This window comes from Kribbella sp. NPDC048915, from assembly GCF_040649595.1.
Classification (GTDB): Bacteria; Actinomycetota; Actinomycetes; order Propionibacteriales; family Kribbellaceae; genus Kribbella.
This window is the reverse complement of sequence record NZ_JBEZFT010000005.1, coordinates 119622-132925: the sequence shown is the minus strand read 5'-3', so window position 1 is coordinate 132925 and position 13304 is coordinate 119622. Positions and strand designations below refer to the sequence as shown.

Annotated in this window: 16 protein-coding genes; 13 read left to right on the top strand and 3 right to left on the bottom strand. The window is 69.2% G+C overall.

Annotated elements, in window-relative coordinates; all coding sequences use genetic code 11:
- Positions 1–239 precede the first annotated feature (239 nt).
- The 13 genes from AB0B82_RS04875 to AB0B82_RS04815 all read left to right on the top strand — a co-directional run bounded on the left by AB0B82_RS04875 (position 240) and on the right by AB0B82_RS04815 (position 10706).
- Positions 240–1259: an ABC transporter substrate-binding protein gene (locus AB0B82_RS04875; protein ID WP_360162554.1), complete on the top strand. Its 1020-nt coding sequence runs from the start codon at positions 240–242 to the stop codon at positions 1257–1259.
- Positions 1260–1309: 50 nt separating this feature from the next.
- Positions 1310–2116 (top strand): ABC transporter ATP-binding protein, encoded by an 807-nt coding sequence (locus AB0B82_RS04870; RefSeq protein ID WP_360162552.1) that lies wholly within the window; start codon positions 1310–1312, stop codon positions 2114–2116.
- A complete protein-coding gene (locus tag AB0B82_RS04865) occupies positions 2113–2907 on the top strand; it encodes an ABC transporter permease (protein ID WP_360162550.1) in 795 nt (264 codons plus the stop codon). Before AB0B82_RS04870 ends, AB0B82_RS04865 begins: the two co-directional genes overlap by 4 nt.
- Positions 2904–3992, top strand: coding sequence for an Ldh family oxidoreductase (locus AB0B82_RS04860; RefSeq protein WP_360162548.1), 1089 nt, complete (start codon positions 2904–2906; stop codon positions 3990–3992). Before AB0B82_RS04865 ends, AB0B82_RS04860 begins: the two co-directional genes overlap by 4 nt.
- Positions 3992–4387: a RidA family protein gene (locus AB0B82_RS04855; RefSeq protein WP_360162546.1), complete on the top strand. Its 396-nt coding sequence runs from the start codon at positions 3992–3994 to the stop codon at positions 4385–4387. The genes AB0B82_RS04860 and AB0B82_RS04855 overlap by 1 nt, the downstream gene beginning before the upstream one ends.
- A 39-nt stretch (positions 4388–4426) precedes the next feature.
- Positions 4427–4567 carry an Rv2993c-like domain-containing protein gene (locus AB0B82_RS04850; protein WP_360162544.1) on the top strand — a complete coding sequence of 47 codons (141 nt, stop codon included), beginning with the start codon at positions 4427–4429 and terminating at the stop codon, positions 4565–4567.
- A complete protein-coding gene (locus AB0B82_RS04845; RefSeq protein WP_360162542.1) occupies positions 4564–5265 on the top strand; it encodes a GntR family transcriptional regulator in 702 nt (233 codons plus the stop codon). The genes AB0B82_RS04850 and AB0B82_RS04845 overlap by 4 nt, the downstream gene beginning before the upstream one ends.
- Complete coding sequence (locus AB0B82_RS04840; protein ID WP_360162540.1) at positions 5262–5987, top strand: SDR family NAD(P)-dependent oxidoreductase; 726 nt, start codon at positions 5262–5264, stop codon at positions 5985–5987. Before AB0B82_RS04845 ends, AB0B82_RS04840 begins: the two co-directional genes overlap by 4 nt.
- Before the next feature lie 4 nt (positions 5988–5991).
- Entirely contained in the window at positions 5992–7575 is a 1584-nt protein-coding gene (locus AB0B82_RS04835) for an FAD-dependent monooxygenase (protein ID WP_360162538.1), read from the top strand.
- Complete coding sequence (locus AB0B82_RS04830; protein WP_360162536.1) at positions 7572–7961, top strand: cupin domain-containing protein; 390 nt, start codon at positions 7572–7574, stop codon at positions 7959–7961. The genes AB0B82_RS04835 and AB0B82_RS04830 overlap by 4 nt, the downstream gene beginning before the upstream one ends.
- Position 7962: 1 nt before the next feature.
- Positions 7963–8874, top strand: a complete 912-nt coding sequence (locus tag AB0B82_RS04825; RefSeq protein ID WP_360162534.1) for an amidohydrolase family protein — start codon at positions 7963–7965, stop codon at positions 8872–8874.
- A gap of 64 nt (positions 8875–8938) precedes the next feature.
- The gene (locus AB0B82_RS04820) at positions 8939–9874 is read left to right on the top strand and encodes a zinc-binding alcohol dehydrogenase family protein (RefSeq protein ID WP_360162532.1); all 936 of its coding nucleotides are present in this window, start codon (positions 8939–8941) and stop codon (positions 9872–9874) included.
- A gap of 142 nt (positions 9875–10016) precedes the next feature.
- Positions 10017–10706: a GntR family transcriptional regulator gene (locus AB0B82_RS04815; protein ID WP_360162530.1), complete on the top strand. Its 690-nt coding sequence runs from the start codon at positions 10017–10019 to the stop codon at positions 10704–10706.
- 805 nt (positions 10707–11511) lie between these two features.
- On the opposite strand, the gene AB0B82_RS04810 is transcribed toward AB0B82_RS04815, so the two are convergent.
- Genes AB0B82_RS04810 through AB0B82_RS04800 form a run of 3 tightly spaced genes read right to left on the bottom strand, consistent with a single transcriptional unit; the run spans position 11512 to position 13260 of the window.
- On the bottom strand, positions 11512–12225 hold the full coding sequence (locus AB0B82_RS04810) for a PIG-L family deacetylase (RefSeq protein ID WP_360162528.1): 714 nt from the start codon (positions 12223–12225) through the stop codon (positions 11512–11514).
- A gap of 8 nt (positions 12226–12233) precedes the next feature.
- On the bottom strand, positions 12234–12701 hold the full coding sequence (locus AB0B82_RS04805) for a PPOX class F420-dependent oxidoreductase (protein WP_360162526.1): 468 nt from the start codon (positions 12699–12701) through the stop codon (positions 12234–12236).
- 4 nt (positions 12702–12705) lie between these two features.
- Positions 12706–13260, bottom strand: coding sequence for a hypothetical protein (locus AB0B82_RS04800; protein ID WP_360162524.1), 555 nt, complete (start codon positions 13258–13260; stop codon positions 12706–12708).
- Positions 13261–13304 lie beyond the last annotated feature (44 nt).

Below are 13304 nucleotides of genomic sequence, written 5' to 3'. Positions count from 1 at the left end.
CGTCCGCCGTGGGCGTCGCGATCTGCTGCTCAGGCAGGTACGGTCTGTGGTCGGGGCGGGTGCCCGTCCGGTGACAGGAAGTGTTCGGACAGGTATGGGGAACGGCTCCAGGACGGGTGGCCGGCAGTGCTGCGAGGACAGCTCGACGGGACGTTAAGACCCGGTGAAGAGACCCCACGCGGATTGACCACCCTTCCATATTTGATGTTTGATCAAATATCGGGACGAGAGAGGTCGATATGAGGTTGAGGCGTTCCGTCATCGCCCTGATGGCGGTCCTGGGGCTCGCCCTGGTGAGTGCGTGCAACAGCGGTGACGACGGCGGGAACGAGGCCGGCGACGGGTTGCAGAAAGTCAGCTACCTGACGTCGTTCAACACCTTCGGGCGCGAGGCGTACGCCTACGTCGCGCTGGAGAAGGGGTACTTCAAGGACGCCGGTTTCGACGTCAAGATCACCCCGGGCAGCGGCACCGTCGACGTGATGAAGCTGGTGGCCGGCGGCCAGGCCGACTACGGCATCGGCGACTTCACCGCCACCGCGATCACCCTCGCCAACCAGAAGCTCCCGGTCACCACGGTCGGCATGATCCACCAGCGGTCGATGGCCGCGATCATGTCGCTGGAGGGACTGGGGATCACCAAGCCGGAGGATCTGCCCGGCAAGACCATCGGCGACCAGCCGGGCTCGACCAACACGGTCATGTTCCCGGTCTACGCCAAGGCGGTCGGCATCGACCCGAAGACGGTCACCTTCCTCCCGTCCCCGCCGCCTGGGCTGCCGGCCCTGCTGGCGTCGGGCAAGGTGCAGGGCATCGGCCAGTTCGTCGTCGGTCAGCCGCTGATCGAGAAGGCCGACAGCAAGCACCGCAAGGCGGTCACGCTGCCGTACGGCGACAAGCTGCCGGACCTGTACGGCAACGCGATCATCACCCGGACGGATCTGGCCAAGGACCACCCGGACCAGGTGAAGAAGTTCACCACCGCGCTGCTCAAGGGTCTGCAGGACACCTACGACGACCCGGCCGCGGCCGCCGAGACGCTGAAGAAGTACGTCCCGGACACCGACGTCGCGGTCGCCACCAAGGAACTGCAGATCATGAGGAACTACATCAAGCCGCAGGGCTTCACCGGCCCGCTGGGTGACGTCACCCAGGAGCGGGTGCAGAAGGTCATCTCGCTGCTGCAGGAGTCGAACGCGATCAAGACCCCGCTCAAGCCCGAGGACGTCGTGACGTTGAGTCTCGCGCCGAAGAGCTGACGGGGCGAGAACCGACGGCACGAGCGGACAGCTAGGAGTACTGGAACCGGATGATTCGCCTGGACGGCGTGGGTCAGGTCTTCGACGGACGCGAGGGCCAGGTGACCGCCCTGGAGAGGATCGACCTGCACGTCCGAGCCGGCGAATTCGTCACGCTGATCGGCCGGTCCGGCTGCGGCAAGTCCACACTGCTCCGGCTGATTGCGGGACTGCTCCGGCCGACGTCCGGCGCGGTCCGGGTCGCGGGTGATCCCGTGACCGGCCCGCGCCGGGACGTGTCGTTCATGTTCCAGCGCCCGGCACTGCTGCCGTGGCGTTCGGTGCTGTCGAACGTCATGCTCCCGGTCGAGATCGACAAGGGCACCCGGAACAAGGCGGCGTACCGGGACCGCGCCCACGAGCTGCTCGAGCTGGTCGGACTGCACGGATTCGAGCGGCGGCTGCCGCACGAGCTGTCCGGCGGCATGCAGCAGCGGGTGTCGCTGTGCCGGTCGCTGATCCGCGACCCGCAGGTGATGCTGATGGACGAGCCGTTCTCCGCGCTCGACGCACTCACCCGGACCGAGCTGTCCGAGGAGCTGCAGCGGATCAAGATGGAGCTGTCCACCACGATCGTGTTCGTCACGCACTCGATCGAGGAGGCCGTCGTCCTGGCCGACCGGGTGGTCGTGCTGACGCCGCGGCCGGGCCGGATGCGGGAGGTCGTCGAGATCGACATCCCGCGGCCGCGCAGCCTCGGCCAGAACGCGCACGTCACCGAGGTGGCCACGATCAGTGCCCGGTTGCACGCGCTGCTCGCCGAGAAGGAGCCGGGCGTCGGCACCGCCCGGCCGGTGGACGAGGTGCGGTCGCGATGAGCGGGCGCACACTGCCGAAGCGCAGCTGGCTGACCGATTCCCCGACGGCCGCCGTCGTGCTGCCGATCATCGGCCTGGCGATCGCGATCGGGGTCTGGTGGGGCGCGACGATCGTGTTCGCGATCGAGCCGTACCTGCTGCCGAGTCCGTGGGACGTGGTGGTGAAGTTCTTCGAGCAGCCGGCCCAACTGCTCCGCGAGACCGGGACGTCGATGGCCGAGACCGTCGAGGGCTTCCTGCTCGCAATCGTGATCGGCGTACCGATCGCGCTGGTCATCGTCCGCTCGGTGATCCTCGAGCGGCTGGTGTACCCGCTGCTGCTGATGGTCAACTCGATCCCGAAGGTGGCGATCGCGCCGCTGCTGGTGATCTGGATGGGGTTCGGGCAGCTGCCGAAGGTCGTGATGGTGCTGCTGATGTGTTTCTTCCCGATCGTGATCTCGACCGCGCAGGGGATGAAGTCGACGCCGGCCGAGCTGGTCGAGCTGATGCGGTCGCTGAACGCCGGCCGCGCGCAGGAGTTCTTCAAGCTGCGGCTGCGGTACGCGATGCCGCAGATCTTCACCGGCTTCAAGGTGGCGATCTCGCTGGCCGTGATCGGCTCGGTGATCGCCGAGTTCGTGGGTGCCACCAAGGGCCTCGGGTACGTCATCCAGCAGTCCGGCGCGAGCGCCGACACCACGCTGGCGTTCGCCGCGATCATGCTGCTCAGCGTGATGAGCATCGTGCTGTTCTACGGGCTCGTACTGCTCGAGCACCTGCTGCTGCCCTGGGCGCGGGAATCCCGATGAGTGCGCAGGCCTCTGCTGCCGATCCGCGGGTGCTGGTTCGTCCGGAGTGGCTCGAGGCGACGGTGGCCGAGGTGTTCCGGGCGCTCGGCTTCGGGGCGGAGGACGCGGCCGAGATCGCCGCGGCGCTCGTCGAGGCGGACCTGCGCGGCGTCAGCTCGCACGGCGTGATGCTGGTTCCGATGTACGTCGAGCGGCTGAACGCCGGCGGCGTGACCCGGGAACGCGAACTCGACATCCTGTACGACGCAGGCGCCGCGATGGTGGCCGACGCGCGCGGCGGGATGGGTCAGCTGACCAGCCCGCAGGCGATGCGGTACGCGATCGAACGCGCGGGGCGGTACGGGATCGGCATCGTCTCGGTGCGCAACGCCCACCACTTCGGCGCCGCCAGCCGCTGGGCGATGCAAGCCGGCGAAGCCGGGTGTATCGGTATCGCAATGTCGAACACCACGCCGCTGATGCCCGCCCCGGGCGGCGCGGAGCGGCTGGTCGGCAACAACCCGCTGGCGATCGCGGTCCCGACCACCGCCGGTGTGGAGATCGTGCTGGACATGGCGTTGTCGGCCGTTGCCCTCGGCAAGATCAGGCTGGCGGCCGCGGCCGGCCGGCCGATCCCGGACTCCTGGGCGACCGATGCGTCCGGGACGCCGACCACGGACCCGGACGAGGCGGTGCTCGGCATGCTGCTGCCGGCCGCGGGCCACAAGGGGTTCGGGCTCGCGCTGATGATCGACATCCTCACCGGCGTGCTGAGCGGCGGCGGCTGGGGTGACCAGGTCCGCCCGCTGTACCGGGAGCCGGACCGGCCGAACGACTGCGCGCACCTGTTCCTGGCGATCGACCCGGAGTTGATGGGCGGTGTCGAGGAGTTCAAGAAGCGCTCCTCCGGGCTGGCCGCCCGGGTGCGGGGGAGCGCGACGGCGCCGGGGATCAGCCGGTTGTACCTGCCCGGCGAGATCGAGGCCGAGCGCGCGGCGCACCAGCGGCGTCACGGCGTACTGATCGAGAGGTCGGGACTGGACGGGCTGCTCGCGGCCGCACGCGCGGTCGGCGCCGTCGTCCCGGCGGGAGGGGTGTTGGGCTGATGCCGAAGACACAGGTGACCACGGACGCGCTGCGGAACCCGAACGGGGTGTTCGCGCAGGCGACCACCGTGGAGGCGACCGGTCGGCTCGTGTTCGTCTCCGGGATGACCGCGCGGCGCCCGGACGGCAGCATCGCCGGGGTCGGCGACGTCCGCGAACAGACCCGGCAGGTGTGCGAGAACGTGAAAGCGGCGGTCGAGGCCGCCGGCGGGACGCTCGAGGACATCTGCCGCGTGGACGTGTATGTGCGCAACATGGAGGACTTCGCCAAGATCCACGAGGTCCGGGCGCAGTACTTCAGCGAGCCGCTGCCGGCCTCGACGATGGTCGAGGTCAGCAAACTCGCCGATCCGGACTACCTGATCGAGATCAATGCGATCGCCGTGGTCGCGTGAAGGGGGTGATTCCGGTGCGTGGCGTCGAGTGGACCTGACATGCGGTACGTGACGGTCGAGCACGACGGGCGGGAGCGTCCGGGCGTTCTCGAGAACGACACGGTCCTGTTGCTGGGGGCAACGGACCTGACCGGCGACCTGCTGCTCACCGGTACGCCCGCCCGGGTGGCCCGGCGATGAGCGGGCCGCTGGAGTTGCTGCCGGGTGGTGGCAAGGGCGGTCGGCGGACGCTGGCCGAGCATGCTGCTGCCGAGCTGCACCAGCTGATCCTGTCCGGTGAGCTGCCGAGCGGTACGCCGCTGCGCCTGGTGGAACTGGCGAACCGGCTCGAGATGAGTCAGATGCCGGTGCGTGAGGGGCTGCGCCGGCTGGAGGCACTGGGACTGGTCGAGATCATCCCGCACCGCGGCGCGTGGGTCCGTGACCTGTCGCTGGCGGATCTGCGCGACACGCACGAGACCCGGCTGGCGCTGGAGAGTCTCGCCGTACGGGCCGCGGCGGTGCGGTTCTCCGAGGAGGACCTGACCAAGGCCGCGGCCGCGTTGGCCGAACATCTCCGGCTGTCGCGCGCGGAGGACTCCGCAGGTGCCCGCCAGGCCCATGCGGACTTCCACTTCGCGATCTACCGGGCCAGTGGCTCCCAGTGGTTGCCGCGCGCGATCGAGCCGGTGTGGCAGAACAGCGAGCGCTACCGCTTCGGCGGGCGGCAGACCGCGTTCCTGATCGAGCGGAGCCGGAAGGAACACCAGGCGATCCTGGACGCGTGCGTGGCCAAGGACCCGGACGCGGCGGAGCAGGCGCTGCGCAGCCATCTGGCGGGGGCGTTCCAGCGGATCACGGAGACCATGACGTCGAAGCAGAAGGGGACGTCGACGTGAAGGTGACGTTCAACGCGACCGGTGAGGTCGTGGTGATCACCGGTGGCGCGCAGGGCATCGGGGCCGCGCTGGCCGTCGCGGTCAACGCCGCCGGCGGTACGGCAGTCGTCTTCGACGTGGCGTCCCCGCCCGCCGGTGTCGAGCACCTGAAGGTGGACGTGGCGGACCGCTCAGTGGTCGAAGACGCTGTGGCCGACGTCATCGAGCAGTACGGCCGGATCGACGGTCTGGTCGCCGGTGCGGCCGTCCAGCCGCGCTCGCCGGTGCTGGAGCTGGACGCTGCCTCCTGGACCCGGACGCTGCAGGTCAACCTCGACGGCGTGGTCTGGGCGTGTCAGGCCGTCGTGCCGCACATGGTGGCGCGGCGCTCCGGTTCGGTGGTCGTGTTCACCTCCGGCATGGCGTCGACGGGGTTCCCGGGCGCTGCGGCGTACGCGGCGAGCAAGGCGGCGCTGGTGGCGTTCGCCAAGACGCTGGCGGCCGAGGTGGCCGGGGAACGGGTACGGGTCAACGTGGTCGCGCCCGGCGTGATCGACACCGAGCAGTTCCGAGGTGCGAACGCCGGTACGGACCGGGCGCACTGGGAGGACACCATAGGTATCGGCGACCCCGAGGACGTGGTCGGCCCGTTGCTGTTCCTGTTGTCCGACGCGGCCGCGATGACCGGGTCGACGCTGACCCGGGAACGTGCCTTTGCCAAGCTCACCAGCTTCGTGGAGTGATTCAGTGCCTGACCAGTTGCCTGAACAGTTGCCTGACCAGTTGCCTGTTGCCGTCGTCGGAGCCGGCCCGATCGGTCTGACGACCGCACTCGGTCTGGCGCACTACGGCATCCCGTACGTGCTGCTGGAGGAGGACGCCGTACTGTCGTCCGACACCAAGGCCGGTACGACGCTGAGCCGCACGCTGGAGATCTGGAACCGGTACGGCGCGGTCGACCGCATCCTCGGCGCCGCACTGCGGATCGACGAGATCGGTGACATCGACCGGGCCACCAACACGCCGCGGGCCTCGGTGCAGCTGGCCGAGCTGGCCAACGACACCCAGTTCCCGTTCGTCATCAACCTGCCGCAGCAGAAGATGGAGCCACTGCTGGCTGCGGCATTGCCGGAGCCGGTGCGGACGCAGCATCGGCTGACGTCGTTCGAGGTGCTCGACGACCGGGTGGTGCTGCAGGTCGAGACGCCGGACGGCCCGCAGGAAATCCACGCGTCGCACCTGCTCGCCTGCGACGGCGGACGCAGCCGGATCCGGGACGCGCTCGGTGTCAAGGTGGTGGGGGAGACCCTGCCCGAGCGGTACATGCTGATCGACGTGGTGGTGGACCTGGACGTCGACAACGCCCGCGACTACCCGTACCTGGCCTACTTCGCGGACCGCTCCGAATGGATGGTGCTGATCCGGCAGCCGGACAACTGGCGGTTCCTGTTCCCGCTGGCGCCGGGCGCCGACGCGCCGGACGACGAAGACCTGCTGGTGAAGGTGAAGCAGTTCATCGGCGAGGTGGACCGGATCGAGCTGCTCGGCTCGGTCGTCTACAACGTGCACCACCGGGTCGCCGAGCAGTGGACCAAGGACCGCCGGGTGTTCCTGATGGGCGACGCGGCCCACCTGATCACACCGATGTGGGCGCTCGGCCTGAACACGGGAGCGTTGGACGCGTCGAACCTGCCGTGGCGGCTGGCCTGGGTACTGCGCGGCTGGGCGTCGGAGGAACTGCTGGACGGGTACGAGCAGGAGCAGCGTCCGGTCGCGATCGAGGGTTCCGGCGAGATGGCCGAGGCGGCCCGCAGGTACATGTCCTTCCAGAAGGGTGCCGTCACCGAGGCGACGGGTCCGTGGGCCACGGCGTACAACCGGACGCTGCTGAGCGTGCGGCTGGACGTCGAGGGTGTCGGCGACTGGTCGATGGTGGCGACGTCGGCCACACCGCCTCCGGTACGCGCGGGCGACCGAGCGCCGGACCTCGTCCTGCAGAGCCCGACCGGCCGGACGACGATCCACGACCTGTGCCGCGACTCGTTCGTCGCGCTGTACTTCACCGACGTCCGGCGGCGCCCGGAGATCCCGGCGAACACCTCACCGGCGCTACAGCACTACGCGGTGTCCCGCTGGGACGCGCCGCACGACTCCGGTCTGCGCGACCGGTCGCTGTTCGACCCGGGCAGCGTCACCACCAAGCGGTACGGCGTACCGCCCGAGAGCGTCGTACTGATCCGCCCGGACGGCCACATCGCCGCAGTCGCCCCGATGGGCCCTGGCGTGGCCGAGGAGCTCTACCAGCACGTGACAGGTCGGGAGGTGCCATGAGTTTCAACGAACCGCTGCAGGAGATCCTGCTGCAGACGGACGACCTGGAGTGGGTGGACAAGTCGCTGGCCGGCCTGTCGCACAAGATGCTGTGGCGTGATCCGGTGACCGAGGCGTCGATCGCACTGGTGCGGTTCGAGAAGGGCTCCGGCATCCCGTCGGAGCACCGGCACGCGTCGAACCAGTTCATGTTCTGCCTGTCCGGCCGGTACGTGTACCTGCCGACCGGCACCACACTGACCAAGGGCAGCTTCTACTGGAACCCCAAGGGCGTGGTCCACGGGCCGACGCGTGCGGAGGAGACCTCGGTGCTGCTCGAGGTGTACGACGGCCCGCACTACCCGGAGCGCCCGGACTTCTACGACAACGACGAGGACGCCCGCTGACATGCCCGGTTGGGACGTCCACACCCACCTGATACCGCCGACCGTGCTGGCCGCGGCGGATCGAGGGGACTTCGGCCTGTCCGTCGACGACGGCTCACTGGTCGTCGACGGCGAGCGGCTGCCGCTGCGGCGGCTGGCCGATCCGGCCGCACTGCTGGACTGGATCTCCACACAGGTCCTGGACGGCGCCGTGGTCTCGGTGCCGCCCGCCCTCTTCCGCTACGACGCCGGCGTCGAGTGGGCCGAGCTGGTGAACCAGGGCCTCCGTGAACTGGCCACGCCGCAGCTGCGCGTGCTGGGCCACCTGCCGCTACTCGACCCGGCCGCACCGGCTGTCGCGGCCGCGCTGGCCGGCGAGGGCGTCTTCAGCGGCTTCGCACTGGGTACGCCGAGCTACGCCGGGCTGGATGCGGTGTGGCGCGTGCTGCACGCGCTGGAGGCGTTCACGCTGATTCATCCCGGACACAGTGACGACCAGCGGCTCGACTCGTTTTACTTGTCGAACCTGTTGGGGAATCCGTACGAGACCGCCCTGGCGGCCGCGTCGCTGGTCTTCGCGGACGTGCCGGGACGGTTCCCGGGGATCCGGTTCTGTTTGTGTCATGGGGGTGGTGTGACGGCGGCCGTCGCCGGACGGTGGCAGCGGGGGATCGACCAGGCGCGGCCGGGCATCGAGCCGGTGTCGCTGCCGGTGGCCGAGGCGATGCGCCGCTTCTACGTCGACGATCTGGTCCACGACGACGCCGTACTGGAGTTGCTGACGAAGACGTTCGGGCCCGAGCGGGTGCTGGCCGGCAGCGACTGGCCGTTCCCGATGGGCAGCGACTCGGTGTCCGCCGAGCGCGCTGCCGACCGGTCCATTGCAGTCGAGGCCTTGACCAGGCCGCTGGCCCGGGAGGTCGTCGAGTGGTGAGACCGGTGCTTTTTCGGGGCCAGGTCGTGATCAGATATCAAATGGAGGGGAACGGGGGAGAGCCGTGAATCGACGGGGGATCGTCTTGCGGTGCCACGGAGCGGGACAGCCGCTGAAGGCCGAAGAGGCCGAGCTGTCCGCCGGGCCGGGCGAGACGTTGGTGGAAATGCGGCTGGCGTCGGTCACGACGCTGGACCGGTCAACGGTGGCCGGCGGTCAGCCGTCGGAGCCGCTCATTCCTGGTTCCGAAGGAGCAGGTGTCGTGGTCAGCTCCGGTGTCGCCGAGGCCGGTACACCGGTGGTCGTCCGCGGTGACGGTGTCGGCGTCACCCGCGCCGGTGTCTGGGGACGGTACGCCGTCGTGCCGGACACCGCCGTACATCGGCTGCCGCCGTCACTCGACGCCGCGACGGCGCTGGCGTTGATGACGCCGCTGTTGACCGCGCATACCGCAGTACGGCGCGTGGCCGACGTACAGGCCGGTGAGACCGTCGTCGTCACCGGAGTGAACGGTCAGCTCGGACGGCTGTGTGCAGCCATCGCCCGGTCGGCCGGCGCGGCTCGGGTGGTCGGCGTGGTCTCTCAGGACGAGCGGGCCGACGACGCGGGCGGTCTGGTCGATCAACTCGTGCAGGTGGACGGTCTGGGGCAGGTGGGCCGGGAGCTGCCGTGGTGCGATGCGGTGATCGACACGATGGGCGGTCCGGTCACCGGTGGCGTGCTCGGACACATCTCACCGGGCGGGCGGATCGCCGTACTGGGTTACCGCTTCGGTGAGTTCAGCACGATCAACCTGCATCAGCTGATCGGCCGGGACATGCGCCTGCTGCCGGTGAATCTGCAGCGGACCGTACTGGCCCCGAACGCCGTCGGTCAGGCGCTCGCCGACATCGCCGGATCGTCCTGGCGGACGGAGTACGACCTGGTGCCGGCGGCCCGGATCGGTGAGCTGCTGGAGCGCCCGTCGGGACGCGTCCTGATCGACCTGACCGCCTTCTGAACGATCGCGGCCTAGACCACAGAGCGTTCGAAGCGGTTCGGAGGAGTCCGAAATGAGCAATCCGCCGAGGAAGCGCCCAGGAAGCCCGGCAGGCGGCTACGGTACCTCCAGAGTCGAAGAGGAGAGAGGCTGCCAGCGACCGATGATCCGACGTCTCGAGCTCACGCCCGGAGGGCCGACCGGGCGTCGTACGCTCGCCGAGGAAGCCGCCGCCGAACTGCACGAACTCATCCTGTCCGGAGAACTCCCCAGCGGTACGGCGCTGCGCCTCGAAGAGCTCGCGAAGCGGCTCGACATGAGCCAGATGCCGATCCGGGAAGGGCTGCGGCGGATGGCGGCGCTCGGGCTGGTCGAGATCGTCCCGCACAAGGGCGCCTGGGTCCGGGAACTCTCGATGGAGGACCTCCGCGACACCCACCAGACCCGGCTCGCGCTGGAGTCGCTGGCCGTGCGGGCTGCGGCCACGCAGTTCTCCGACACCGACGAGAAGGCGGCCCGGGAGTCGCTGGCCGAGCACGTCCGGCTGTCGAAGCTGGGTGACAACATCGCCTCCCGCCAGGCGCACACCGAGTTCCACTTCTCGATCTACCGGGCCGGCGGGTCCCGCTGGTTGCCACGCGCGATCGAGCCGGTCTGGCAGAACAGTGAGCGGTACCGATTCGGCTCGCGTCAGACCAAGGCCCGCATCGAGCAGACCCGCCGCGAACACCAGGCGATCCTCGACGCCTGCATCGCCCACGACGAAGCCGGCGCGGAAGCAGCACTGCGCGAACACCTGGAGAGCGCCATGCATCGCATCACCCAAACAATGGAACGCCGCACAAAGCACTGACCGGCCGACGACCGGAGCTCTGGGGTTCCACCCACGACATGCGGTGTGGACCTGGGACATGCGGTGTGGAGCTGGGGCAGGGCGGCAGCCGGGACGGGGCTGATTTTGTCCATGGGCGTGGACGGGACGAGTTGGAGTGGGGAGTCCTGCCGGTCATTTCAGGTGTGCTGCGCTCCCCAGTCGCAACTTTGTCGCCGCTGCGCGGCCCGCGGGGCGTTGATAACTGGGGTGGTGCGACAGGTAGCGGGGGGTTTCGACAGGCAATATCAGGTCCGGGCCCACCCACCACAGCCTGTCCGCACCCACCACAGCCTGTCCGCACCCACCGCAGCCTGTCCGCACCCACCACAGCCTGTTCGTACCCGCGGCAGCCTGTCCGTACCTGCCGCGTTTTGTTTGCACCCACGCGCGGCCGGTCCACCGGGCGCGGGGCGTTGACGACTGGGGTGGTGCGACACGTAGCGGGGGTTTCGACAGGCAATATCAGGTCCCCACCCACCACAGCCTGTCCGCACCCACCGCAGCCTGTCCGCACTCACCACAAGCCTGTCCGCACCCACCGCAGCCTGTCCGTACCTGCCGCGTTTTGTTTGCACCCACGCGCGGCCGGTCCACCGGGCGCGGGGCGTTGACGACTGGGGTGGTGCGATACGTAGCGGGGGTTTCGACAGGCAATATCAGGTCCCCACCCACCACAGCCTGTCTGCACCCACCACAGCCTGTCTGCACCCACCACAGCCTGTCTGCACCCACCACAGCCTGTCCGCACCCACCACAGTTGGCCTATGGATGGCGCGGGAGGGCTTCAGGTGGTGAGGTGCTCGAAGTGGTCCTGGGTCCAGGTGGTTGCGTCGAACACGGCACGCAGCAGTAGGCCGTCGCTGCTGGGGCGGTGTACTTCGAGGAGTTCGGCGAGTGGCTTGGTGCCGAGGCCCTTGTAGTACTCGTCGAGCGCTTGCCGGCGTCGCTGCTCGGACGCGCCGCCCAGTTGCTCCAGCGGCGTAGCGCATCCGGTGACGCGACCGGAGCCGATCTGCTGACCCGGCGCGAGTTGCTGGATCAGTTGCTCGCCCGCACGGACGTCCTGGGCTCTGAGTCGCGAGCCCAGGACACGACAGTCGGCGTGCTGCGTTGCTGTCTCGACGGCACGGGAGATGGCGATGTGGTCCGGGTGGCCTGTCAGCCCGTCTCTTCCTACGGTCAGCACCAGCTCTGGCCGCAGTGCCTCGACGGCCAGGGCGATGGGCTCGGCCACGGCTTGCGGCGGGGCGGACGCCAGGGTGTGTGGGCCGGCGTGACCACCGTCGTCAGTCCACTGGTCCTTGGTGCCCAACCAGTTCCACTCGTCGATGCCCAGCAGCGCGCACGACGCGGGCAGGTGATCGAACGCTCCGTGCAGGCCGGCGGTAGCAACCCGCAGTACGACGTCCCAGCCCTGCCCACTCAGCATTGACGTGGCCGCGCCGGTCGCGAAGACCTCGTCGTCCGGGTGTGCGTGCACGACCAAGGCGGTCGGCATCAGCCGGATCAGTCGTCGGCGAGGCGGGCGGGGAAGCCGCCGGTGGCGATCGGGCTCCAGCGGTCCGGGGTGATCCGGATGAGGCACTTGCCCTGCTTCACCATCGCCTCGCGGTACTCGTCCCAGTTCGGGTGCTCACCGGAGATCGAGCGGTAGTAGTCGACCAGCGGCTCCACGGCGTCTGGCAGCTCGATCACTTCGCCGCGGCCGTCCACCTGGACCCACGCGCCGTTCCACTCGTCCGACAGTACGACGACGCTCGCCTTGCCGGCCCGCTTCACGTTCGTGCTCTTGGCACGCTCCGGGTACGACGAGATGACGATCCGTCCCTCGGTGTCCACCCCACCCGACACCGGCGACGCCTGCACCGAGCCGTCGGCCCGCGTGGTCATCAGCAGCATGTGGTGCCGCGGCCGTACGAACTCGAGCAGACCATCCAGGTCGACCTTGGTGTTGGTGGCAATAGTCCTTGGCATGCACTCACCCTATGTCGGCAACACCTCTGCTCGCGCCGATGTCCGCTGGGGTGATCAGCTGCTCCAGCTCTTCGTCACTGTGCTGATTGATGAGGTGCTTCATTCGCTGCGCCTCGGGCGTGCTGGGAAGCAGTCCGGCGAGCAGGTCGGGCAGGAGCAACTCGTAACCGGCTCGTGCTCGCGGCGAGTACCGGTGGCGCGTGCGGGCGACGGCCGAGGAGACGCGGATGGCGTGTTCGTTCCCCGGCGGTACGCCGGGCCGGTCGGTCTCTCGAGCGGCGAACCGGAAGCCGTTCGCCCGGTCGCAGGTCGGGCAGCCGGTGGCGCCGGCGCCGAGCGTGGCGCCGCAGTCGGGGCACGTCAGCTGGTTCAGTGCGCCGTCCACGATCCGCCAGTCGAACTCCGACGGGTCCTGCAGTACGACCTCGGCCAGGGCGCGCGCTTCCGCGGTACCGGGGTGGACGCCGCTGTCCGCGCAGAAACTGTCCCAGGCGGCGGCGATACTGTCCTCTACCTGGCGCAGGGCGGTGACGAAGCGTGGATGGTCGACGCGCCGCATGGGCCGGACTCTAGCCAGTTCAGGGGCTGTGGACGACCGGATTG